Origin of the sequence: Providencia sp. Je.9.19 (assembly GCF_051129765.1) — a bacterium.
GTDB lineage: Bacteria > Pseudomonadota > Gammaproteobacteria > Enterobacterales > Enterobacteriaceae > Providencia.
This window is the reverse complement of the sequence record NZ_JBCPSS010000001.1, coordinates 282332-306161: the sequence shown is the minus strand read 5'-3', so window position 1 is coordinate 306161 and position 23830 is coordinate 282332. Positions and strand designations below refer to the sequence as shown.

21 protein-coding genes and 1 riboswitch are annotated in these 23830 nt (G+C 38.5%); of the genes, 8 read left to right on the top strand and 13 right to left on the bottom strand.

All coding sequences use genetic code 11. The annotated features are described in order from the left end of the window. Positions 1-15: 15 nt before the first annotated feature. The gene (gene xylB / locus AAZR93_RS01530) at positions 16-1482 is read right to left on the bottom strand and encodes a xylulokinase (protein WP_434718786.1); all 1467 of its coding nucleotides are present in this window, start codon (positions 1480-1482) and stop codon (positions 16-18) included. 12 nt (positions 1483-1494) lie between these two features. Continuing rightward, positions 1495-2883 carry a D-arabinitol 4-dehydrogenase gene (gene dalD, locus AAZR93_RS01525; RefSeq protein ID WP_434718785.1) on the bottom strand — a complete coding sequence of 463 codons (1389 nt, stop codon included), beginning with the start codon at positions 2881-2883 and terminating at the stop codon, positions 1495-1497. Between the two features lie 278 nt (positions 2884-3161). On the opposite strand from dalD, the gene AAZR93_RS01520 reads away from it, so the two are divergent. Next, on the top strand, positions 3162-4112 hold the full coding sequence (locus AAZR93_RS01520) for a sugar-binding transcriptional regulator (protein ID WP_434718784.1): 951 nt from the start codon (positions 3162-3164) through the stop codon (positions 4110-4112). Between the two features lie 66 nt (positions 4113-4178). Here the strand turns inward: AAZR93_RS01520 and crcB are convergent, their stop codons facing one another. From crcB to AAZR93_RS01490, 6 genes are all read right to left on the bottom strand, one after another. After that, the gene (gene crcB, locus AAZR93_RS01515) at positions 4179-4559 is read right to left on the bottom strand and encodes a fluoride efflux transporter CrcB (RefSeq protein WP_294107527.1); all 381 of its coding nucleotides are present in this window, start codon (positions 4557-4559) and stop codon (positions 4179-4181) included. 112 nt (positions 4560-4671) lie between these two features. Continuing rightward, a riboswitch (Fluoride riboswitch) is annotated at positions 4672-4739 on the bottom strand. A 117-nt stretch (positions 4740-4856) separates the two neighbouring features. Then, positions 4857-5819, bottom strand: a complete 963-nt coding sequence (locus AAZR93_RS01510) for a sugar-binding transcriptional regulator (protein WP_434718783.1) — start codon at positions 5817-5819, stop codon at positions 4857-4859. Between the two features lie 166 nt (positions 5820-5985). After that, on the bottom strand, positions 5986-6639 hold the full coding sequence (gene dhaL / locus AAZR93_RS01505) for a dihydroxyacetone kinase subunit DhaL (RefSeq protein ID WP_434718782.1): 654 nt from the start codon (positions 6637-6639) through the stop codon (positions 5986-5988). An 11-nt stretch (positions 6640-6650) separates the two neighbouring features. Continuing rightward, positions 6651-7652, bottom strand: coding sequence for a dihydroxyacetone kinase subunit DhaK (locus tag AAZR93_RS01500; RefSeq protein ID WP_434718781.1), 1002 nt, complete (start codon positions 7650-7652; stop codon positions 6651-6653). Between the two features lie 15 nt (positions 7653-7667). Further along, the gene (locus AAZR93_RS01495; protein WP_434718780.1) at positions 7668-8936 is read right to left on the bottom strand and encodes an MFS transporter; all 1269 of its coding nucleotides are present in this window, start codon (positions 8934-8936) and stop codon (positions 7668-7670) included. 128 nt (positions 8937-9064) lie between these two features. Beyond that, positions 9065-10177, bottom strand: a complete 1113-nt coding sequence (locus tag AAZR93_RS01490) for an MDR/zinc-dependent alcohol dehydrogenase-like family protein (protein ID WP_434718779.1) — start codon at positions 10175-10177, stop codon at positions 9065-9067. Between the two features lie 321 nt (positions 10178-10498). Between AAZR93_RS01490 and rpiB the strand changes: the two genes are divergently transcribed. Together rpiB and tkt are read left to right on the top strand one after the other, a co-directional pair. Next, entirely contained in the window at positions 10499-10951 is a 453-nt protein-coding gene (gene rpiB / locus AAZR93_RS01485; RefSeq protein ID WP_434718778.1) for a ribose 5-phosphate isomerase B, read from the top strand. Between the two features lie 32 nt (positions 10952-10983). Then, complete coding sequence (gene tkt, locus AAZR93_RS01480) at positions 10984-12990, top strand: transketolase (RefSeq protein WP_434718777.1); 2007 nt, start codon at positions 10984-10986, stop codon at positions 12988-12990. 214 nt (positions 12991-13204) lie between these two features. Here tkt and AAZR93_RS01475 read toward each other — a convergent pair whose 3' ends face one another. Continuing rightward, on the bottom strand, positions 13205-13966 hold the full coding sequence (locus AAZR93_RS01475; RefSeq protein WP_434718776.1) for an SDR family oxidoreductase: 762 nt from the start codon (positions 13964-13966) through the stop codon (positions 13205-13207). A gap of 497 nt (positions 13967-14463) precedes the next feature. Here AAZR93_RS01475 and fetA point away from each other — a divergent pair, with 497 nt between their 5' ends. After that, positions 14464-15099, top strand: a complete 636-nt coding sequence (fetA, locus tag AAZR93_RS01470; protein WP_434718775.1) for an iron efflux ABC transporter ATP-binding subunit FetA — start codon at positions 14464-14466, stop codon at positions 15097-15099. A 12-nt stretch (positions 15100-15111) separates the two neighbouring features. Further along, the gene (gene fetB, locus AAZR93_RS01465) at positions 15112-15888 is read left to right on the top strand and encodes an iron efflux ABC transporter permease subunit FetB (RefSeq protein WP_294107531.1); all 777 of its coding nucleotides are present in this window, start codon (positions 15112-15114) and stop codon (positions 15886-15888) included. 85 nt (positions 15889-15973) lie between these two features. Here fetB and AAZR93_RS01460 read toward each other — a convergent pair whose 3' ends face one another. Next, positions 15974-16996 (bottom strand): LacI family DNA-binding transcriptional regulator, encoded by a 1023-nt coding sequence (locus AAZR93_RS01460; protein WP_336430829.1) that lies wholly within the window; start codon positions 16994-16996, stop codon positions 15974-15976. 253 nt (positions 16997-17249) lie between these two features. Between AAZR93_RS01460 and AAZR93_RS01455 the strand changes: the two genes are divergently transcribed. Together AAZR93_RS01455 and AAZR93_RS01450 are read left to right on the top strand one after the other, a co-directional pair. Beyond that, the gene (locus tag AAZR93_RS01455; protein ID WP_294107535.1) at positions 17250-17978 is read left to right on the top strand and encodes an SDR family oxidoreductase; all 729 of its coding nucleotides are present in this window, start codon (positions 17250-17252) and stop codon (positions 17976-17978) included. Between the two features lie 41 nt (positions 17979-18019). Then, positions 18020-19648, top strand: coding sequence for an FGGY-family carbohydrate kinase (locus AAZR93_RS01450; protein ID WP_434718774.1), 1629 nt, complete (start codon positions 18020-18022; stop codon positions 19646-19648). Positions 19649-19759: 111 nt separating this feature from the next. Here AAZR93_RS01450 and AAZR93_RS01445 read toward each other — a convergent pair whose 3' ends face one another. After that, the gene (locus AAZR93_RS01445) at positions 19760-20149 is read right to left on the bottom strand and encodes a hypothetical protein (protein ID WP_336430830.1); all 390 of its coding nucleotides are present in this window, start codon (positions 20147-20149) and stop codon (positions 19760-19762) included. Positions 20150-21158: 1009 nt separating this feature from the next. On the opposite strand from AAZR93_RS01445, the gene AAZR93_RS01440 reads away from it, so the two are divergent. Continuing rightward, a complete protein-coding gene (locus tag AAZR93_RS01440) occupies positions 21159-21455 on the top strand; it encodes a hypothetical protein (RefSeq protein WP_294107540.1) in 297 nt (98 codons plus the stop codon). A 127-nt stretch (positions 21456-21582) separates the two neighbouring features. Here AAZR93_RS01440 and AAZR93_RS01435 read toward each other — a convergent pair whose 3' ends face one another. Both AAZR93_RS01435 and AAZR93_RS01430 read right to left on the bottom strand, forming a co-directional pair. Next, positions 21583-22482, bottom strand: coding sequence for an endonuclease/exonuclease/phosphatase family protein (locus AAZR93_RS01435; protein WP_434718773.1), 900 nt, complete (start codon positions 22480-22482; stop codon positions 21583-21585). A gap of 289 nt (positions 22483-22771) precedes the next feature. After that, a complete protein-coding gene (locus tag AAZR93_RS01430; RefSeq protein WP_434718772.1) occupies positions 22772-23806 on the bottom strand; it encodes a LacI family DNA-binding transcriptional regulator in 1035 nt (344 codons plus the stop codon). Positions 23807-23830 lie beyond the last annotated feature (24 nt).

Genomic DNA, 23830 nt, shown 5'->3' with positions numbered 1-23830 from the left:
CCGTTACTGGTCCTATCACGGCATTAATGCTCTTGCTTGTTTTTGCTGTTGATACAATAATCTAAACACATCTAAACGTTGCTTAAGCCAGACTTGGTTATCTTTACAAGGCAAAAAAGTGCTCAGAACATCGGGTTTACGGCACACCAGCTCTTCAATTCCACCATCCGCTAACCAAGCTAGGCGCGCAGCACCGAGTGCACCAGAAGAGCTCGCAGGATGGGTAACTATTGGAATATCAATTACATCCGCAATAAGCTGTGCCCAAATAGGACTCCGAGCCCCTCCTCCTGTTAAGCTACAACAGCTGACTTGTGTTCCTGTTTCTTTAAGCACCTGCATGCCATCTGCAAGTGCAAAAGTAACGCCTTCAATAACAGCAAAACCCAGCTGTCCACGAGTCGTTTCATTTTTCAGTGCAAAAAATGATCCTGTCGCAAAAGGGTCATTATGAGGCGTCCTTTCCCCTGAAAGATAAGGCAAAAATACGGGGGATTGTTTTTTCTGTTCTTCACTCAATTGACCAACTTCGTCCATCAATTGATTTTCTGTTGTCGACAATAGCTGGCACAGCCAACGTAAACAATTTGCTGCACTCAACATCACACTCATTTGATGCCAACGGTTAGGTAGTGCATGAGCAAAAGCATGTACCCCCTTATGTGGCGCGGCTTGTAATTGATTGTTAACCACAAAAATCACACCAGAGGTACCCAATGAAATTAAAGCATCGCCTTCATTAATCGCGCCAACACCAACCGCAGAAGCCGCATTGTCCCCCCCACCACCAGCGACGATGACATCTGCACTTAGCCCCCAATGCGAGGCAAGATCAGCGCTTAATACGCTACTTTTCTCAGAACCCTCCACTAATGATGGCATTTGTTCACGAGTCAAATTTGTTGCAGCCAATAATTCATCAGACCAATCGCGCTTTGCGACATCTAACCATAAAGTTCCCGCAGCATCAGACATCTCGCTAACAAACTCACGAGTCATCTTCCAACGCAAATAATCTTTCGGTAGCAATACCTTTCCAATTTGGCTAAAAATCTCAGGTTCATGACGTTCAACCCACAATAATTTAGGGGCAGTAAAGCCTGGCATGACCAAGTTTGCCCCTATGGTCAAAAATTGCGGGTAGTTTTCCATTAGCCAATTACATTCATTCGCACTACGGGTATCGTTCCAGAGGATGCAATCACGTAGCACATTATTTTTTTGATCAAGTAAAACAGCACCATGCATCTGCCCAGATAAACCGATAGCTTTTATCGCCGCCCATTCTTTAGGCGCCTTTTGTCGTAATGTTGCGGCAACCGCATTGGTCGCTTCCCACCAGCTATCAGGAGATTGTTCTGCCCACTGCGGATAAGGTCGTTGTACAGTTAAAGCCATATGACTAGACGCAACAATTTCACCGTCTCCATCAATCAATACCGCTTTAAGTTCTGAAGTGCCAAGGTCAATTCCGAGATACATGACAAATCTCCTTTACAATGTCTGTTCTGGCGATTTAAGCCAGTTTTCAATATTTGCCACGGTATTTATCATTAATGTATGAAATTCAGCCGAATTGGCTAATGAGCCAAATAACGTTTCATCTGCAACAAATTTATCGAGCGCATTATCAGCGTTCATCAGCGTTTGGTAATAGGCCACATCCAAAACACCATCTTGGTATTCATAAGGCAACTTTCCTTGCGCCCAACGTTTAAGGAATACAAAAAATAGTGCGGGTAGTACCGCTGTCGCACTTGGCGTTTGTTGTTGTGCATAACGTTCTTGCAATGTCGGCGTAATGAATCCTGGGATCTTAGATAAACCATCCGCGGCAACACGTTGATTTGTATCTTTAATATAAGGGTTACTAAAGCGCGCTAATACCACATCGCGATACTGTTCTAAATCTAACGGACTCGGAGACAATGACGGAATAACATCTTGGGTAACATAATTCCAAGCCATTTGTTTGATAGGTAGCTCACGGGTGCTGTCATCGATAAAGTTCAAGCCAATCAACGTTCCCGCCCAAGCGATACAGCTGTGGCTCGCATTTAAAATACGAATTTTGGCTTCTTCCCATGGCAATACAGAATCCACCATTTCTACATCAACTTTTTCCAGTGCAGGACGCCCATTGATAAAATCGTCTTCTATTACCCATTGAATAAAAGACTCTCCCATAACAGGGGCTTTATCATCCCATCCCGTATGTTGCTTCACACGCTCAGCAACATCTGGCGTTGGACGAGGTGTAATTCTGTCAACCATAGTATTCGGTGAACGAGTTTGATTTTTTACCCATTCATATAATTTGATTTCGCCCTTTAATTGTAGAAAAGAGAGAAAACCATGTCTAAAGCGTTCACCATTATGGCGTAAATTATCACAATTAAGTAAAGTAACCGCTTCCCCATGAGCCGCTAAACGTGCTCGTAAAATATGTGCTAGTGTGCCGTAAATAGTACGCAACTCACCTTTCAAATCTGCTTTAATATCAGATTGTTCACTATCTAATTCATGTTGAGGTGTTAAATAATAACCGCCTTCAGTCACAGTAAAAGCAATAACGCGAGTTTCTTTTTCACAACCTTGCTTAACTAATTCTGTTAATTTTTCGTCCCAATGCAAAATTTTACGCACCGACGTGATTTTTTCATATTTGCGTTCACCTTCAGGTGAAACCGTTTCAAGTGTGTATTCACCATTTTGTTTTGCTAAGTTGTCTAATAGTGTGTTGGCATCGTTACGAATATTCCCCAGCGCAATCGACCAACTATCATCCCCTTGCTGAATTAAACGGTGTAAATACCAAGCTTGATGCGCACGATGAAATGAACCTGCGCCGATATGCATCCACACCGATTTTTGTTTTAACATTGTGACTCCTCAACCTGAATTGGATATTTGTTTATTTATAGGGCATATGCCCATTTGTTATAGTTTAGTTTCAATAGCATTAATATTACTGCGATAGCGCTCACAGTATTAACTTTTGCCCTTTTAATAAACATTTGCCCAAAACTACAATAATCGCCATAATTAGGCTGAAGATAAATAATGGCTCATATCTCTTGTTCACTGACTCATAGTTCATTGACTAATTAATCATCCGTCCATGGCTCATAAACACAATAATAAAAAGTGGGGAAATACGAATGCTGCGAGAAATGAAAAAAATGGAGCAAGCCGCACGCGCAGCTTGGCTATATTTTGTTGCTGGCAAAACACAGCAAGAGATAGCCCATGAATTAGGATTATCAAGGCAGGTCGCTCAGCGCCTAATATCGCTAGCAAAAGAACAGGGAATGGTACATGTTCAGATAACGCACCCAATAACTGAATGTTTAAAGTTAGCCACTGAAATACAGGAAAAATATCAGCTAACACACTGTTATGTGGTTCCTTCGGGAGAGCTTGATGCAGAGTCAGTATTAGATATGATAGCTGTCGCGGGTGCAGAGTTGATGGAACAACTTATTGATAAAGAAGAGCCACAGGTGATTGGTATTGGATCTGGCCGAACTTTGCGCCATATTATTGATGCATTGCCCAATTTAAACACTCCTCAACATCAATGTGTTTCATTAATTGGTGCCATTGCACGAGATAGCTCTGCAACGCGTTATGATGTTCCCCTCAGTTTTGCTGAAAAATTACATTGTCGGCACTACATCTTACCGGTGCCATTATATGCAGATAGTCCTGAAGATAAAGCAATGTGGTGCCAACATCGTGTTTATAAAGACGTGACTGAAAAAGCTATCAATGCTGATATTACCTTTTTAGGCATTGGTGAGGTTGGTATTGGCTGCCCTTTGAATTCAGAAGGTTTTATTACTGATAAGCAAGTTGCAATGCTACTTGAAAAAGGCGTTGCAGCAGAAATGCTTGGGCATTTTATTCAAGCCAATGGAGAGCGACTGTCTACCGAACTTGATGATACACACACCAGCGTACCGCTAGAAGCACAGACAAAAAAGCCTGTCATAGCCTTTTCCGGTGGCATGCATAAATATAAAGCCGTTAAAGCTGTGCTTAATGGCCGTTGGATATCAGGGCTCGTCACCGATGAAGCCACCGCCCGTAAGTTACTTACAGATGCCTAACTCCATAGTTTGAATTAATTCAAGCGGTAATAGATTCAATCGCTTGAGCTAATTCAATTAGGTTATTTAGCCTTGAGCTAGCCAGTTATGACACAGCATTCCAAGTAAAGTAAAGAGTAGAGCACCGATAACATGAATGGCTATCGTGCTAAAAGCAAAGGCTAATTTTCCTTCTTGAATGAGCACCAAAACTTCCAACGAAAAAGTTGAGAAAGTCGTAAACGCACCACAAAAGCCTGTCACGATAAATAATTTATAGGTTGAACTGATATTGGCACTTGCAAAATAAGAGATAGCAAATCCAATAATAAACCCACCAATTAGATTAACAAATACGGTTCCAAGAGGAATATTGGGATAAAAGTGATTGAGTTTCAAACTGACAAACCATCTTAGCCATCCCCCTAAAACTGAACCGACGGCAATAGCGAAAAGCGCTGCATACATAGATAATTCCCTTAAAACATAACGGGGGAATAAATGAAAGGAAAAACCTTGAGATACATTTATGCCCTAAATTTAGGGCACATAATACCTACGTACCCTATCGATTGAAAAGGTTAACGTAGGCATCATCAGCCACAATGGGCGGTTTATCACAGGAGGAATGCCATCTCCCTAAATATTATTACCACAAAATAATATGGCAAATCATGAGTTCATGTAAACTTATTTCAACGTGTTCTCTAAAACACCACAAATATACTTATCTTACTCAGCTTTTAAAATATAATAGAAATCTTCTTATTGCGACATTTTTAAAATCGTACGTACATTACTCGCACTAGTTGCGATAATATCAATCGCACCAGTACGTAGTGCCCCCATTATTGCCATCGATTTTGAGGGTTCAGAAGCAATCGCTATCACACAAGGTATTTGTCTTAATTCATCAATGCTTAAACCAATAACACGATCATTCATTACCGTATCAACATGTTGCCCTTGTGAATTGAAAAAATCATATCCAGCAATATCACCTATGACACCTTGATTTAAACTTGCATCGACAATTTCACGCGGTGTAAACCAGCCTAATTTGACCATGTAACTATCTTCATTCATGTCACCAATACCAATCAACGCAATATCCGCTTTACGCGCTCGGTCAAGCGTTTCTTTAATTGTACCGTTTTTCATAAATGATTGCTTAAGCTCATTATTCTCAACATAAGCAGGTGCATACAGTGTCTCACTAGTACCACCAAATTTTTTAGCTAATCGACGGCTGATGTGATCAGCATTAATCGAATCACCAGGGCGATGAGTCCCGCCAATCCCACAAATAAAACGACAATCTTTCTCGGGTACCGCGCCCCCACTATCTGCAACAACAGCAACATTCCGCCCTTGTCCTACAGTCACAATCATGTTATCTCGCAATGTTGTCGAAAGATAATTGGCCACTAATGCACCGACCTGATAACGTTGTTCCTCTTCATCAGGATGATCTAAAGCAATCAATGCTCGGGATATAGGGAAGCGAGAAAGAAGCTGTTGTTCCAGTTGGGTACTAAATATAGGGTGGTAACGCACGTTAATTTCAACAATGCCTTCTTCTTTGGCACGTTTGAGTAAGCGTCCCACTTTGATGCGTGATATACCAAATTTGTTGGCGATCTCTTCTTGAGTAATTTCATCACGATAATAAGCTATCGCAATTTCAGTGAGCAGCTCGATATCGGAAGATGCTTTTGATCTCTCCATAAAGTAATGAATTCCTCTAATTGGTATTTATCGCAACAAGATTAAATAAGATTTCAGTATAGCGTTTCTAGCGCCAATTAATAAGTGAGTTATAAAATCAAGTTGATGCATACCCGCATTCATAGCATGGTATGCAGCAACATAAGTAATCAAATAGAATTAAGTGTTAAACATTAATTAACACATTTTGTTTTTCAACACTATCAGCAAGTTGGCATAACAATAAACAACATGAAGTCGCCCCCGCACCTAAAACACCACGAGAACGTTCACCTAATCGACTAGCTCGACCAATTTTAGCGACCAAATCAAGCGTAGAATCACGTCCTGCAATAGCGGCAGTTTGCATAGAATTAAGAGATTGTTTAAAATCATTACCTGCTAACATTGACGCTTCAAACGCATTAATCGCAGGAATGAGCGTATCCATCAAACACTTGTCCCCTACATTTGCACTACTGATATCTTGTAATTCGATTAATCCATTGTTTAGCATAGAGAAAAAATCTTGCTGTGTTAAGCAGGCTTTATCGGCAATACTGTCAGACATTCCCATAAAGAAACTACCATAAAGTGGCCCCATAGAACCGCCGATTCCCTCCATTAGCGCGTCAGATATCTCTTCAAAACCTTCACTTAATGATATTGTGCGCCCTTCGATCGCTTTAGCGCATAAATTAAATCCTTTCGCCATATTTATACCATGATCACCATCACCGATTGCTCCATCTATTTCGCTAAGATACTCACGGTTAGCCAAAATGATGTTAACTAAATCGAGCGTAATTTTATTCCCATAATCCGTTGAAATAATCTGCATAGCCAGCTCCTTTACTTAACTTGTGTTAAACCTAATGAATACGCAGGAACATCCATCAAATCTTTAAGCTCTTTATCTAATTTCATTAATGTCAGTGTCACGCCCATCATTTCAAGTGAAGTAAAATAATTACCGACATAATTACGTGCGATACGGACACCCTGCTCACTTAGCTGCTTTTCAACTTCTGCGTAATAAATGTAGAGCTCCATTACGGGAGTCGCGCCTAAACCCGATACCAGTACGACAACTTCATCATCCAATTGAACCTGCATGTCAGCTAATATAGGTTTTAGCATTGTAGCCGCCATTTGGGCAGCAGATTGTATTGGCATGATTTCAATTCCAGGTTCTCCGTGATGCCCAATGCCTAATTCCATCATGCCATCTTCAATGTGAAAATTAGGATGCCCAACCGCAGGGATAGTGCATGACGTTAATCCCACACCAATTGAATGACAGTTATTAATTGCTTTTTGCGCAGCGCTAATAACACCATCGAGGTCATACCCCTTACTTGCGGCTGCAGCGCCAACTTTCCACATTAATATTTCACCCGCAACACCACGGCGTTTTTCTTTTTCATTAGCAGGAGCTGAAGCCACGTCATCTGTAGCAACAACTGTTCTAATTTTCATGCCTGCTTTTTCGGCTTTTTTTATCGCTATTTTGACGTTCATGTTATCGCCAGCATAGTTACCATATAGGCAAGCAACACCAGCACCACTGTCCGCAGCTTTAAACGCATCTAAAAAAGAACCCGCTGTAGGTGATGAAAAAATTTCACCAATCGCCACAGCATCTAACATATTTTCACCCACATACCCTAAAAATGCAGGTTCATGCCCTGAACCACCGCCGGTCACAATACCAACTTTTCCTTGAATAGGTGCTTTCGGATACTTTAATACCCGAGCATTTTCCGTTTCAGCAAAATAAGTAGGATGTGCCTTCAAATAACCTTGAATAGCATCTTCAACAACATGGTCAGGTTCATTAATGATTCTGTTCATAATTCCCTCTTTTTATTAATTTTCTGGTGTTAGCTGCATCTGTTCAGACTGCTCAAGAAGTTCTTTTGGTACAGTAATAAATCTCATCAATATTGCACTAAGCAAGTAAAGTCCAGAGAAGATCCAAATCACCCCAAATGCGCCGAGGCTACTTATAAATAAGCCCACAAGTGCAGGACCAACAAAAGTACTAAGACCTGCACCTAAATTTAGAATGGACATAGCCGCACCTTTATTTTCAGGGGCAAGGCTTGGCATGATGGCTGATAACGGAACATAACCTGCTAGGCAAGCGCCGAATAATCCCGCTGCAATCATCATCAGCGAATAATTATGACCAAAATAATACGGTACGTAATAAAACATAAGTGTACAAACCATACAGCCCACACATCCGAACCAAATCACAATATTGCGCCAACCAATACGGTCACTGACTACACCAAAAATAAGATTAAAAGCAATATTGACCGTCCACAAAGTAGCATAAATATGTAACCATTCCGTACGTGTATAGCCAAAGTCCGCGAGGAACATTGGCATAAAAATAACAAAACCATAAGCTGCTGATGTATTAATGGTTCTAACGATCCCCCCCAAACCAATTTTTGGGTTCTCAAACGCAATAGTTATGCCCTTAAATAAATAACGAATGGAGACTTTTTCTTTTGGTTTTTCATTTGGGTAGCCAGCAGCGTGACGATTGAGCGCAATCGCAATAAAGGCCCCAATGGTGACAAAAATAAGCCCGCTCCATAATGTTGCCATTTCCCCCATCATCGGCAATGCATAACTGGAATACATCACACCAAGTACACCCAATCCACCACTGTACACAAACCAAAATATTCCCACCGCAGAACCGAGTTTTTTAATTGGTGCCTCATAAGCAACCCAGACTAGGAAGCCGTAAGCAAACATTGGATAACCAAATCCGCGCAAAGCGTAGGTAGGGATCATGATAGACAAGCTGTTACTTGGCAAACCAACAGATAGGAATATTATCGAACCTATAACAAACATGACAAAACCAAAGATCATCACCTTACGCGCGGTATAAACTTCGGCAAGAACTCCCGATAGCCAAGCTGCAACCGCGGCACAAAAGCCATAGACACTGAATAATAAGGATGACTCTTCAACCGTCATACCACGGCTAATAATAAAGGGAGATAGCCAGCCTTGTTCTAGCCCTTCCCCCATCATGAAAATAAGTACGCCAAAATAGCCAAGTAGTAGTTTGGGTGAAAAACCCGTTACTTTAGACAGTTTATTGATTATCATACCGTTAACCTCAGTGCTTGTTCGCTGGGTTTGGACCTGAGTAGGATGCCTTTGGTCGGGTAAAATTATTCAGGTCCAATTTTATAGTTTTATTTTGAATCCATGCTTACGTTGAGCCCACTACTGCATTACAGGTTTGGATCAAGAACCACTTTGATATGCGGGTCACCTTTGGCCATCATCGAAAAGCCTTCTGCAAACTGTTCTAATGGCAAAATATCGGTAACTACACCTTTTGTTGGAAAATCACCATTGCCAATTCCTTCAATAACGAGTGGATAGCAATATGGGCCAAGATGCGAGCCTAATAGGTCAAGCTCTTTACGGTCACTTATAATGCTCCAATCTACCGTTACGGGATCTTTAAATACGGAAAACTCAACAAAGGTTCCTAGCTTGCGAATCATTTTAAGCCCTTGTTCTACCGACTTTGGCGCACCTGTTGCTTCAATATAAATATCGCAGCCATAACCTTCCGTCATTTCTTTTACGATTTTATCGACATCATCACGCTTTGGATTCAGCACAATATCGGCTCCAAATTCTTTCGCCAATTCGAGTCGTTTATCAAACAAATCCAGTACCACTATTTTGCCTGCACCTGATTTTTTAATTGCACCGATCATACCTAGCCCCAATGTACCCGCACCGGAAAGCACAACCACATCACCTAATTTAACGTTGGCCCGTTGAACTGCATGTAATGAACATGCATAAGGTTCGATCAATATGGCGTCTTTAATTGGCATATCAGCAGGAACATGATAATTAATAGCTTCTTTTGTGAATCTCATATACTCCGCCATCCCCCCATTCACATTTTTTTGAAAGCCATATAAATCATGCTTTTCGCACATCCAATACTCACCCCGCTTGCAAAAACGACACGCCCAGCAAGGGACTATTTGCTCAGAAATAACACGGTCACCTAATGTAAAGCCTTCAACCTTTGAGCCTAAACCAACAATATGCCCAATAAATTCATGGCCTGGGATCATTGGTGCTTTAATGTAAGCAGGCTGCTCCGCATTTCCCCAAAAACTAGGAGCACCTTCAAAAGCCTTCACATCGCCTGCACAAATTCCACAAGCTTCGACTCGTATCAGTATCTCTTCTTCGCTGATCGTGGGTACATCAACCGTTTCTAACCGGTAATCTTTTGGTGCATAAGCGACAACAGCTTTCATTTTGGTCGGGATGCCTTCGCTCATAATTACTTTTGAATCACATTGTTCACACATAATGCTATCCTCAGAGGTTTTTTGGAATGAACATAAGTTCAACATCGATACAAATAAACCATACCCTCTTTTAATAATGATTGCCCATCACTAGATTCTCAAAGTGTGATTTAGTGCAAATATTCTCATTAAAGCATCATAAAATGACTAATAATTAAATTTATCGATAAGAAAGGTCAATTTAAGGTCATATATCACAAATTTGAACACTTTAAATCTAAAAACATTTGTACACCTATTGATTATTTGTTCATTACATCTTATTTTTAATGACAGCACATATGATTAATCAACGAACAAACGTTCAAAAGGAACTTACTCATGCTATCTATTGCTATTGGTGCCGATGATGCTGCATTTGAAATGAAAGATTTAATCAAATCTCATTTAGAGGCACTTAATTTTGAGGTTACCGATTATTGTTTAAATACAGGCGTTACAGATGAAATGTACCCTGATGTTGCACATGCAGTTGCGACTGCAATTCAACAAGGAAAGCATCAACGTGGGATTTTGATTTGTGGTACAGGCATTGGTATGTCGATAGTTGCCAATAAAGTTACCGGGATACGAGCGGCTCTTTGCCATGATACCTATTCTGCACAACGTGCTCAAAAAAGTAACAATGCACAAATTATTACCTTCGGTGCCCGAGTTATTGGTACCGAACTCGCAAAAGCTATTGTTGATGCTTGGCTCACATCTCACTATGAAGGTGGACGTTCAGCGCCGAAAGTAGCTCGGATCTGTGAATATGAAAATAGAGAGCGTTAATTCGACATACTGAATATTTTCAGGAGCTAGAGATGACCACACAAACACAAAATAAACTCGCAAATGCAATTCGTTTTCTTTCCATTGATGCGATTCAACAAGCCAATTCAGGGCATCCAGGCGCACCTATGGGAATGGCCGATATTGCTGAGGTGCTTTGGCGCGATTATTTAAAACATAACCCTATCGAGCCCAGTTGGCCAAACCGCGACCGCTTTATTCTATCAAATGGCCATGCATCAATGCTGTTGTATAGCCTACTGCACCTAAGTGGCTACGATTTATCTATTGATGATTTAAAACAATTCAGACAATTACATTCAAAAACACCCGGTCACCCCGAATTAGGCTATACACCAGGAATAGAGACAACAACAGGCCCCCTTGGACAAGGCATTGCCAATGCAGTTGGAATGGCCATTGCAGAAAAAACACTTGCAGCAACCTTCAATCGTCCCGGCTTTCCTATTATTGACCACTATACCTACGTATTTCTCGGTGATGGCTGTTTAATGGAAGGCATATCTCATGAAGTTTGTTCTCTAGCAGGAACATTAAAACTAAACAAACTCATTGTATTTTATGATGACAATCAAATATCAATAGATGGAAATACTGAAGGTTGGTTTACCGATAATACCGCAAAGCGTTTTGAAGCCTACGGGTGGCATGTGATTAAGCGTATTGATGGACATTCACGTTCCGCAATCAAACAAGCTATTGAACAAGCTCGCTTGCAGTCATCAAAACCAATCCTCATTATTTGTCGTACACAAATTGGTTTTGGTTCTCCAAATAAAGTCGGAATATCCAGTTCACATGGTTCACCATTAGGCCATGATGAAGTTGCACTAACACGTAAAAAATTAGATTGGATGCATCCGCCTTTTGTCATTCCTAACGATATTTACCAATCGTGGAATGCGCTAGAAAAAGGAGCTGAAGAACAATTACTTTGGGATCAAGCTCGACGAGAATACGCTAAACAGTACCCTGAGCTTTCCGAGCAATTAGAACAGCGTTTATCTAATCAATTACCTGACTCGTTTATGATTGAGCTCACCCAATACATTAATAACTTAAATGAAAATCCTGCAACGATTGCAACACGTAAAGCCTCACAAAATACGTTAAATATTTTAGGCCCATTACTACCCCAATTGATTGGTGGTTCGGCAGATTTAGCGCCCAGTAACCTTACTCACTGGCAGGGTTCTAAACCCATTAATTATGATCCGACTGGAAATTATATTCATTATGGTGTTCGAGAATTTGGCATGACTGCAATTGCCAACGGTATCGCATTACATGGCGGTTTTCGTCCTTACACCGCGACATTTTTGATGTTTTATGAATATGCCCAAAACGCAGTTCGTATGGCAGCATTAATGCATGTCCCCCAAATAATGGTGTACACCCATGATTCAATTGGGCTAGGGGAAGATGGTCCTACTCATCAACCAGTAGAACAACTGACATCATTACGCTCCACCCCAAATCTATCGGTATGGCGACCTTGTTGCCAAGTTGAAACGGCAGTAGCTTGGCAACAGGCGATACTGAACCAAAAAGACCCCACGGCCTTGATACTGTCGCGCCAAGAACTCAAACAATATCAACGATCATCAACTCAACTAGCGAACATTAAACGCGGTGGATACATTTTAAGAAGTAATAGTCATGAACCTCAATTATTATTAATAGCAACTGGCTCAGAGGTCACATTAGCGATAGAAGCTTGGCAACACCTAACAAATCAAGGTTATCAAGTTAATGTTATATCAATGCCATCAACTGAGCTTTTTGATAAACAGCCTGATGAATATAAACAACAAGTTTTACCCAATTATATTCGCCATAGGATTGCGATTGAGGCATCATTAGGCGATTATTGGTACAAATATGTTGGTCTCGATGGTTTAATTATGGGAATGAATGGTTTTGGTGAATCGGCACCTGCCGAAGTATTATTTAATCATTTTGGTTTCACTGTCGAAAATTTAATTAATATGTCACTTTCTTTATTACAGCCTAAGTAATTAAATTCATTATTCTACTTAGTAATAACCATATTATAGCCGAATAACGGAATAATTATTCGGCTTTTTTCATATTAAAAAACACAGCATAAATATAATGAAAATTTTCTACACAGTTTTAATGTAGACCATATAAATAAAACTCATCCTAGCATAGGATGAGCTAAAATAAATAAAACTAGCATCGTAATGGCACAAATTATAATGAGGATAATTATTGAATACTATACCCCCCATCAATAACTAAATTATGTCCCGTGATCATATCAGAAGCCTCACTCGCTAAAAAGAGTGCACACGCCGCAATTTCAGAGGGGTCAGCGAAACGTCTTGCCGGAATTTTATCTTTCATTTCATCACCTTTGTCGCCTTCCCACGCTTTTTTACCAAGCTCGGTTAATACTATCGTGGGTGAAATCGCATTCGTTTGTATTCCTTTGGGGCTCCACTCAAGCGCTAGAACTTGAGTCAAACCAATAATTGCAGCCTTACTGGCACAATAAGCTGCATGTTGCTCCAATGCAATAATACCCGCCTGAGATGCCATATTGATAATTTTACCTTTCCCTTGTTTTATCATGAAGTTACCTGCGCATTGGCAGACAAGGAATGTACCTTTTAAATTAACATTCATGGTTAAATCCCAATCATTTTCACTGAGCAATTCCGCAGGAGCTAAAGCAACGATGCCTGCACTATTAACGGCAATATCAAGACAACCGTAATGTTGAACCACCTTCTCAAACATCTGCGACACTGAAGGCGAATGAGTAATATCACATTGGATACCGATTGCATTTTTTAAATTATTCGCTATATCACAAACCATTTCTGATTTATCAATTAAAGCAACTTTAGCGCCTTTCTCAATAAACAATTTAGCAATAGCTAAGCCAATACCAGCAGCGCCTCCAGTAATCAGTGCAATTTTTCCTTCAAGCGAAAAACTTGTATTATATCCATTAAATGGTTTCATTTTTAAATCCTTAGTTTCATGATGAAATATTTACCCTGTAGAAAAAATAATAAAAAATGATATTAATAACACTTAAAGTACGAATTAGATGTCATTTAAATATAACCAAATGATTAGTTCATATCTACACTATATTTACACTACGTTTAAAATAGATGACTCATATCTCATATTAAATCACATAAGCAATTGCAAAAGAACATTTGTTCATAATTAAATTTAATGTGAATATTTGTTATTTTAAAAAAAGATTAAATAAATCCTCACCATTTATAGGAATAATCATTTGAATATAAATCATGTCTCCTCATCCTATTTCTAAATATAATATTGATAATAATACTCCATATCTCGACGATAAGATAAGCTGTCGCTATCACCTACATGCATCTTGAATTCTTTTGTGTATAATTAGTTATATCTAAGTTGACATAAAACAACGCACAAAATTAGATAATAGGATAAAACGAGTCAATACCTAACATGGATAAAAAAACGTGCTTTTACAACTGACAAATATTGGCTATCAAATTGATAAAAAAACCATTCTCGATAATGTGCAGATTGACTTAGCGGCAGGTGAATTCAAATTAGTTACTGGTCCTTCAGGCTGCGGTAAAAGCACATTATTGAAAATAATCGCTTCATTGATTCCACCGAGTAGTGGAAAAATTATTTTCGAAGGGCAAGATATCGATACCATATCACCTGAAAACTATCGTCAGCAGGTATCTTATTGCACTCAAACTCCGGCATTATTTGGCACCACGGTCTATGACAATTTATTTTTTCCTTACCAAATTCGCCATTTACCACTCAATAAAAGTAAGATTTTAGATGACCTGCACTACTTTTCGCTATCTGAAGATATTATTCATAAAGGCATAAATGAACTTTCAGGTGGAGAAAAACAACGAATATCATTAATTCGAAATCTACAATTCTTGCCAAAGATCCTCTTATTGGATGAAATTACCAGTGCTTTAGATGAAGACAATAAAACTAAAGTAAATGAGTTAGTTCATCAACTTGCTGTGCAAAATAACATTGCAATACTGTGGGTAACTCATGACCAAAATGAGATATCTCACGCTGATGATATTCTTGTTCTTCCCGTCCATCATATTGAATAATAGGAAATAACCGTGCATCAACCGACTATCTCAAATGAATCGCTTGGTTTTTCTATCATGTTAGTCTTAGTGGCTATTTTTATTAGCCATAAAGAAAAACTGTCACTGGAAAAAGATATTATCTGGAGTACCTGCCGAGCCATTATTCAGCTACTTATTGCAGGCTATATTTTAAAATACATATTTAATGTCGATAATAAAATTTTGACCATCGCACTGGTTATGTTTATTTGCTTCAATGCTGCGTGGAATGCGAAAAAAAGAAGTAAATATATTGATAAGATATTTGTAACGGCATTGATTGCGATTACCTCTGGAACCTTTTTAACCTTACTTGTTTTAATTGTGAGCGATGCTATTGCCTTCACCCCAATGCAAGTCATTCCGATTACAGGCATGATTGCAGGTAATGCAATGATTGCTGTCGGCTTGTGCTTTAATAATCTTGGGCAACGTTTTAGTAGCCAACAACAACAAATTCAAGAAATGCTCAGTTTAGGAGCCACACCAAAAATTGCTTCTGCCACCATTATTCGAGAAAGTATTAGAGCTTCGTTGATCCCAACAGTCGATTCAGCTAAAACCGTCGGTCTTGTTAGCCTTCCAGGGATGATGTCTGGTTTGATATTTGCGGGCGTTGACCCATTAGAAGCCGTAAAATACCAAATCATGGTCACTTTTATGCTATTAGCCACTGCTAGCCTTTCAACAATCTTAGCCGGCTATATGACGTACATTAAATTTTATAATCAACGCCATCAACTGCTTATCGAAACATTGAATAAATAATACCTCATATTTACCGCTTGGATTTTCCTATAACTCTGCATTAAATAAAAGGAAACCCTCAAGCGGCATATAAATATACTAATATTCATTGAGTTTTGCAGACCGCAATAGGTGAGACCTCAATAAGCTGTAATTTATTATTTTCTTCGTCAATCAGCCTGAAAATGTGATCCAACATAGTAGGAACATCTTGTTTCACCATTTCAATATCATTGCCCAATAAAGCGACAAATGGGTCCCAATCAAAACACCCCATTACCGGTTGGCGTGTGCCTATTAATGACATTTTGAGCAATCCGCTCATGACTCCTTCTAAGGAAATAGTAGAGTTGACAAATAAACCGCATTGCTCAATTTTTTGAATATTAACAAAGTTATATAATGCTTTCTCTGCTTTTTCTGCCGCGTAACCGCAAGTCAAAATATGTTGTTCAGGAACGATAATGCCTAACTCTCTATGTGCATCAATAAATCCACGAATACGTTCACGGGTGTTATGATCGCGTTCCCTCCCCCCAATAAAAATAAGGGATTCTAACGATGCCTTTTTATTCATTCTATTTAGCAAAATACGTTGGGTTAACGCTTTAGCACCACTAAAATTATCAGAAATAATTGATGAAGCTAGCGTTCCCGGTAAATCTAAGTTCAAAGTAGCTACTCCAGATGCATGGCATACCTCAGTAATTTTATCTGGATTAGTTGCCCCTGTTGATATAAGCCAATCAACTTGATGAGAAATCATTGTTCGAGCCGCTTCTAGCTCTAACACAGGATCACGTCGAGTACAGGTAATAATTGGAAATAATCCCCGTTCACGCGCCATTTCTTCAAAATGTTCAACAATTGAACCAAAGTAACGGTTATCGTATTTAGGCACTAGCATGCCGATAATTTTTGATTTATTACTGCGCAATAAACTCGCTTGTTTATTGACTGCATAATTTTGTTCCTGTGCGATACGAATTATTTTTTCAGCCAACTGCGCGCTAATACGCCTTTTTTGCCAATTACCATTAAGCACAGCGCTTACTGCACTGGCTGAAACGCCTGCCAGTTCCGCAAGGTCATAGATGGTTGTTTTCTTATTTTGTCTGATCTTTGTCACAAATATCTATCTCCATTTTTTGCTAGCTTGACACCAAAGATGAAAACTCGCAATACTGCTACATCGATTGAGCAAGGTTGAAATTGATGAAATGTTGAGTTGATATCCTCGTATTAGCTATTTCTAGCGCTATAAATAAATGTCAACACGTCTTCATAACAATCAAGCCAGCTTATGAATCATTTTCATTTCCTTGAATTCATCAAATTTTATTTTTATCTCTTTTTCTAAATAACCGATTGGAGTAATCATAATGGCCATATCACTTGAAAATAAAGTTGCAGCAATTACAGGCGCAGCTTCCGGCATAGGTCTTGAATGTGCTAGAACCCTTCTTAAAGCAGGTGCAAAAGTTGTTTTAATTGACCGCGCAGAAGAAAGACTTAATCAACTAGTCGCAGAGCTCGGTGAAAATGCAATTCCATTAGTCATTGATTTAATGAAACCCGAGCAAGTCGATGGCATGTTAGATGCTATTATTAAAAAAGCAGGCGGTTTAGATATATTTCATGCCAATGCAGGCGCATATATTGGTGGTCCTGTTGCAGAAGGTGATGCTGACGTTTGGGATAAAGTTTTAAATTTAAATATCAATGCGGCATTTCGCTGTGTTCGCACTGTGCTACCACATTTTATTGCTCAAAAATCAGGTGATGTTTTATTCACCAGTTCAATAGCTGGCGTAGTGCCTGTCATTTGGGAACCAATCTACACCGCTTCAAAATTTGCCGTTCAAGCATTTGTCCATTCAACTCGTCGCCAAGTTTCAGAACATGGTGTTCGCGTTGGTGCTGTATTGCCAGGCCCTGTTGTGACTGCTTTGCTCGATGATTGGCCAAAAGAAAAAATGGAAGAAGCTTTAGCGAACGGTAGCTTAATGCAACCAATTGAAGTCGCGGAAGCCGTATTGTTCATGCTAACTCGCTCGAGAAATGTCACTGTACGTGACCTTGTTATTTTACCAAATAGTGTCGACCTCTAGTTTTACTTTTTAAACGCTGAGATAAATACTCAGGAGGAAAAATGAATAGCCCAAAAGAACAACAAATAAAGAGTGATAAAGTGGTTATTGGCATTGATGTCGGCACAGGTAGCGCACGTGCGGGCATTTTTGATATGACAGGCAAAATGCTTGCATCAGCTAAACAAGATATTACTCTTTACCGAGACAGTGCTCATTTTGCAGAACAATCAAGTGATGAAATATGGGAAGCTGTATGCCATTGTGTCAGGCAAGCCATGGCCTCGTCTCATACTTCTGCACAACAAGTTTCAGGTATCGGTTTTGATGCGACTTGTTCACTTGTCGTACTTGGCCATGATAAACAGCCTATTTCTATTAGCCCAAGTGAAGACCCAAATCGTAATATTATTGTTTGGATGGATCATCGAGCAACCGAACAAGCTGAACGTATTAATAAGTTAAAACATCCTGTTTTAAACTATGTGGGAGGTAAAATCTCCCCTGAAATGGAAACACCTAAAATTTTATGGCTAAAAGAAAATCGTCGACAATCCTATGATAATACATGGCAATTTTTTGACTTAGCCGATTTTCTAACTTGGAAATCCACTGATTCATTAGCTCGTTCAACCTGCACAGTAACCTGCAAATGGACTTACCTTGCTCATGAAAAACGTTGGGATGCAGATTACTTCCAACAAATTGGTTTATCAGAACTCGCCGATGAAAAATTTGCACGTATTGGTCAACATATTGTTGAACCCGGCACACCTTGTGGCCAGGGTTTAACCCTGCAAGCCGCGCAGCAAATGGGACTTTTAGTAGGAACCCCTGTTGCCGCAGGGATGATTGATGCTCATGCAGGTGGAATAGGCACTGTCGGAGTAAATGGAGATGCCACAGCAAACATGGCTTATGTTTTTGGCACTTCATCTTGCACCATGACGACAACTCAAGAACCAGTATTTATACCTGGCGTTTGGGGACCTTATTATTCAGCCATGGTGCCAGGTATGTGGTTGAATGAAGGAGGCCAAAGTGCAGCAGGAGCTGCTATCGACCAACTACTTTCCCTGCACCCTGCCGCAATACAGGCAAAAGCACTGGCTAAAGAACAACACAAATCACTCCCTGTGATGTTGGCCGATATGGTACTGCAACAAGCTACCTCGCCCTCTCAAGCAGTGGAATCCGCTAAGGGTATCCATATAGTTCCTGAGTTTTTAGGCAATCGAGCTCCTTTTGCCGATCCACATGCACGCGCTGTTATCGCAGGTCTTTCAATGGATAACAGCATTGATAACTTATTATCATTCTACATTGCGGGCATTTGTGGGATTGGATATGGATTAAGACAAATTATTGAGGCTCAAGCACAATCGGGAGCTTCAATTGAAAATATCGTAGTTAGTGGAGGCGCAGGACAGCACCCGTTGGTACGTCAATTATTAGCCGATACATGCAGTGTGCCGGTCATTTCAACCCAAGCAAGTGAACCTGTTTTGCTTGGCTCTGCCATACTTGGCGCCGTTGCAGGTGGCCTTTGCAATACTGTAGCACAGGCAATGGATCAATTTTCAACTATTGATCTGACTTACCAACCCAACGGCGATTACCAAGAACAACATAATATTCGTTTCACTTCATTTTTGAATCTGCAGCAATGTGCAAGAGAACTAAAAGGTTAAGCACATTAAAAATAGAGAAAGCCTACTCAGGTTTTCTCTATTCTCACAATGGTTATTTTCAATTCTAACTAAGCACGTATCTTCCCAAAAGACACAAACTAATGACAAAAATCATTCACAATATTTATGCCACATCGACTCAATCATTTCCATCGGTAATAAATCATAATCACCTTCAACTAATGGTATTGATAGCGATACTCGCCCATCAAGATTATTATGCACCTTAACGATAAATTTTTTATACCCTTCTAGTTTCTCATTATTGACCCGAAATACTTCACCGCAAACATATCCCAGATCACCTTTATCTGATGTTTGGCGAACAAAATTATATTTAACATTTTTAAATGAAGCAGTTTCTGGATAGGATAAATAATCCTCAACAGTAATTTTTGCTAAGCTAACCAAATCAGGTTTAGGTGCATAGTTAACTGTAACTCCCAACAAAAAGGCACATCCTGTTAGCAAAAGGATCGTGAGCAATTTTATTATATTCATATATTAAGCTCTCATAAAACTAGGTTTTACACCAATTGCAAAAATCCAATACGATTATCGTAATAAGATAATAGTTAATCCCTATGTCAAATTTCGATATTTAACTTTAAAAAATCATCACTTACTTAAATATGTTTTATAAGCGATGGCCCATACACTAAAACTATCGTGCAAAGAGCTAACACTAATTAAAACAAATAGACATAATTAATAAAACGCTAATATTGAGTATTTATACAATTTTACCTATAAGGGGAGTAAGTATAACAGCATCACTAGTATAATATAAATAGCAAACAAAAGATTAACTATTACCAGTTGTATTTTTTATCTTAGAAATATTTCAACTCTTACAATATTAAATATAAAAACTTACCTTAACTATTAAACACACCTTAATTTTCCTATAGTTTTGGCATTATAAAACATAATAAATTAAGAATAAACATTTCCAATTGTTAATAAACAACCAACAATGGTAAATAAACTCAGCCAGAGAGTAAAATGTATTTTATACAAAAAAATTAAATATTAGTAATTTTAGAAAAAAACACAAAAATCACAATAATTCTTATTATTCATCATGATACAAAAGTAACTCTACTTTATTAAAATATAAAATCACATAATAAAAATATAAGAGCCATCATCCTAGAAAATCCATCTCTTTATTTTTCAATCAAGAAATTCACGTATCTCATTGATATTAATTAATTATATTCAGAAGGGAAATATAAAAACACCTTTAAACACCCACAACTTCGTATTTTTAACAAAAAACATACAAACTAAAAAATATAAGATTCTTTAATGCTATTTTTCTCACTTATCGTTTCTACACAACTTAAATTAAGAATTATAGATAGTTACAGAAACCATAATTCAAAAAAATTACAGAATATTCCTATCTAATATTAGGTAAAACGCAAATATAAAATTATCCGACTAATAATGATAAAAAAAAAAATTAAAATCGTGTAGCATTTGTTCTCAATAAAAAGGGTAAACCATGACAAATATTCAATTATTATTACTTGCAACCAATAACATAAAACAAAACATTAACTTAAGTCACTCACAGGAATCTTATGTATACCAATATTACCATGCCAATATTGCCAGCAAATACTCCAGTGTTAAAAGTTTCTTAGAAAATTTCATCCAACAAACAGCACACACACTAGAAAGTAATCCTGAATTAAGCCAGCAACGCCTTAAAATCTATAACGAAATTGAAAATTATTTGAATGCAGCTGAAGCTCGTTTTCTAAAGCGTCAAAGTCTTTTGCAAAATACTAATAAATAAAAAAAGGCCTCATAATAAGAGGCCTTTAAACATGAAATTTAAATACACCGAGTCAAAACAATTTCCAGCTCTAACTTTCCCTTTAAAGCCACATACTCTTTTTTATTGTAAATATCGATTCAATTTTTTATTGCTCTTGTAATTCTAGCTCAACAATAACAGGCAGATGGTCGCTTACACCTGACCATTGAAAATCTTTACTGTCCGTTGGGATCTGCATATTTTTAACATCCCACACTTGCCCCTTAAAGGTGAAAATATGGTCAATATCAATAGCTGGGTTTACCGCTGGCCAAGTACGATAATCAACACCTTTTTTCAGTACTGGATTCCATAAGTAATTAATTTCTTGGGTCGGTAATTCATTAGCCGTTGAATTAAAATCTCCTGCCAAAATTTTAATTGAAGCCGCAATATTATCAAAATCGGTCGAGGTATCACCAATACTTGCATCTAAAATATGACGCACTTGACCAATACGTACCGTTGGATCTTTCTGCCAATCCAAATGAGTCCCCATGATAATAATCGGTGTATCAAAGCCCGGCTTGGTGATTTGAGACAACAAAACCACACGTTGTTCAGCCTCCCCTGATGGCAAATTAATAACTTGAGATTTTTCAATTTTATATTTTGATAAAATACCTACGCCATACTCACCACCATCAAAATCTAAAGCTTTACCAAAAGCAAAATGCATTTTATTTGCTTTTGCGATTTCTTCTAATTGGTGTACTTTTTTACTCCGTGCCGTCTTATTATCTATTTCTGTTAATACAATGACGTCTGCATCTATTTTAGCGATAGCTTTATTCAAGTTGGTTAAATCAGCCACATCTCCTGAAAGCTCATTTTTACCTATATTATAAGTCGCTACTTTGATCGTTGGCTTATTCGCGGTATACACCTTATTTGGTGTTCCACCATTTTGAACCACAAGAACTTCAGAGCCCGTAGTTGCTGCTGTCGCACCACAAGAAACTAAAATTGCGGCTGAAACGAATGCTTTTAATAGTTTTATTTTCATAATTTCCCCTGTAACCATTTCACATGATTATATTTCCTAGCAAAATGACGTTAACGCGCCATAACGTAATGGCAAAAATCAACCATCTTGATACGCTATCATGAAATAGAAATGATGCAGTGACTCAGCTAGCAAACTTATTTTTAGACAAAAAAAAACAACCTATTTTATTATCATAAAGTGAGTCAAATCACTTTATGATGAATCATATTTAGATATTTCAAGATTAAATGTGAAGCTAAAATGGGCATCACAGATTCTCCGAAACTAAACCAGTAAAAATACCACGTTAGGCGCTTTGCCTTGCTTCGAATTTATAAGGGAAAACAATTTCTTCATGTAGAGCTTCAACATCACAATCGACATCTACCAACCATTTCTGTAATCTTTTCGCTGTTTCCCGCGCCATTTTACTGTAATCAATTCGCACTGAAGTCAAAGACGGATGAATATGATCGCAATTTGAAGAACCTTCTACACATGCTATCGCAAGCATTTTTGGTACTTTGATTAATCTTCTTTGACACTCAAAAATCACACCAAGTGCAATCATTTCATGGCTACAAATAACGGCCTCAAGCTCCGGCTGTCGCGTTAGCATTTCACTAATAGCTTGGCGACCAAAATCCATAGTCGCAATATAAGGCGTTGTAATACTTTGCTCGGCACTGAGATTATGGTTAAGCATAGCTTTATTCCAACCACTTAACTGCTGACTTTGCATTTTATTGTCCATTTGAGCACCAATATACCCAATTTTTTTATGTCCTTTTTGTAACATATAGTGAGTAAGAAAATTAACCGCATCACCAATATTACTTTTAATATTTAAAGCAAAAGGATGTATTGATTCCCCTGCTACACCGAGTACAGGAATATCAAGATTTAGAAGAGTGTTAAATACACTTTCAGAATTAATTGCGCCAAAAATTATCAGTGCTGCTGGGTTACTTTGTAATAACGTGAACAACACTTCTGATTCTTTTTTTTGCTGATAATCATGGCTACCAATAACAACCTGGTAATTATTTTTGTTTAACACTTCTTGTAATGATTGCAGGAATACTGAACTGGCGTTATCGCGAAGAGAAGGAACCAACACGGCAACAGTTCTGCTCTGCCCTGATGCTAAAATACCCGCCGCAGAGTTTGGGATATACCCTAGCTCCTCAATAGCTTCATTGATCTTCTCTCTAAGCTTATCTGAAACCAATTCAGGCGTACGCAAAGAACGAGATACCGTCATTGATCCCACGCCTGCATATTTTGCAACGTCTTGTAATGTCACTCTTCCTGTATTTTTTCTTTTTCGTATTTTTTGCATAGAATATTTTTTAGTTTCTCTAAA

Bases quoted from the DNA above. Each gene is read 5' to 3' on its own strand.
- dhaL (WP_434718782.1), bottom strand. From the start codon at position 6,639: ATGCAGATTATTTCAACGGATTATGGGAATAAAATTACGCTCGATTTA.
- crcB (WP_294107527.1), bottom strand. From the start codon at position 4,559: ATGTATGCAGCGCTTTTCGCTATTGCCGTCGGTTCAGTTTTAGGGGGA.
- AAZR93_RS01430 (WP_434718772.1), bottom strand. From the start codon at position 23,806: ATGCAAAAAATACGAAAAAGAAAAAATACAGGAAGAGTGACATTACAA.
- AAZR93_RS01435 (WP_434718773.1), bottom strand. From the start codon at position 22,482: ATGAAAATAAAACTATTAAAAGCATTCGTTTCAGCCGCAATTTTAGTT.
- AAZR93_RS01490 (WP_434718779.1), bottom strand. From the start codon at position 10,177: ATGTGTGAACAATGTGATTCAAAAGTAATTATGAGCGAAGGCATCCCG.
- AAZR93_RS01450 (WP_434718774.1), top strand. From the start codon at position 18,020: ATGAATAGCCCAAAAGAACAACAAATAAAGAGTGATAAAGTGGTTATT.
- AAZR93_RS01455 (WP_294107535.1), top strand. From the start codon at position 17,250: ATGGCCATATCACTTGAAAATAAAGTTGCAGCAATTACAGGCGCAGCT.
- dalD (WP_434718785.1), bottom strand. From the start codon at position 2,883: ATGTTAAAACAAAAATCGGTGTGGATGCATATCGGCGCAGGTTCATTT.
- AAZR93_RS01510 (WP_434718783.1), bottom strand. From the start codon at position 5,819: ATGGAGAGATCAAAAGCATCTTCCGATATCGAGCTGCTCACTGAAATT.
- xylB (WP_434718786.1), bottom strand. From the start codon at position 1,482: ATGTATCTCGGAATTGACCTTGGCACTTCAGAACTTAAAGCGGTATTG.
- rpiB (WP_434718778.1), top strand. From the start codon at position 10,499: ATGCTATCTATTGCTATTGGTGCCGATGATGCTGCATTTGAAATGAAA.
- AAZR93_RS01495 (WP_434718780.1), bottom strand. From the start codon at position 8,936: ATGATAATCAATAAACTGTCTAAAGTAACGGGTTTTTCACCCAAACTA.
- AAZR93_RS01440 (WP_294107540.1), top strand. From the start codon at position 21,159: ATGACAAATATTCAATTATTATTACTTGCAACCAATAACATAAAACAA.
- tkt (WP_434718777.1), top strand. From the start codon at position 10,984: ATGACCACACAAACACAAAATAAACTCGCAAATGCAATTCGTTTTCTT.
- AAZR93_RS01500 (WP_434718781.1), bottom strand. From the start codon at position 7,652: ATGAACAGAATCATTAATGAACCTGACCATGTTGTTGAAGATGCTATT.
- AAZR93_RS01520 (WP_434718784.1), top strand. From the start codon at position 3,162: ATGCTGCGAGAAATGAAAAAAATGGAGCAAGCCGCACGCGCAGCTTGG.
- AAZR93_RS01445 (WP_336430830.1), bottom strand. From the start codon at position 20,149: ATGAATATAATAAAATTGCTCACGATCCTTTTGCTAACAGGATGTGCC.
- AAZR93_RS01475 (WP_434718776.1), bottom strand. From the start codon at position 13,966: ATGAAACCATTTAATGGATATAATACAAGTTTTTCGCTTGAAGGAAAA.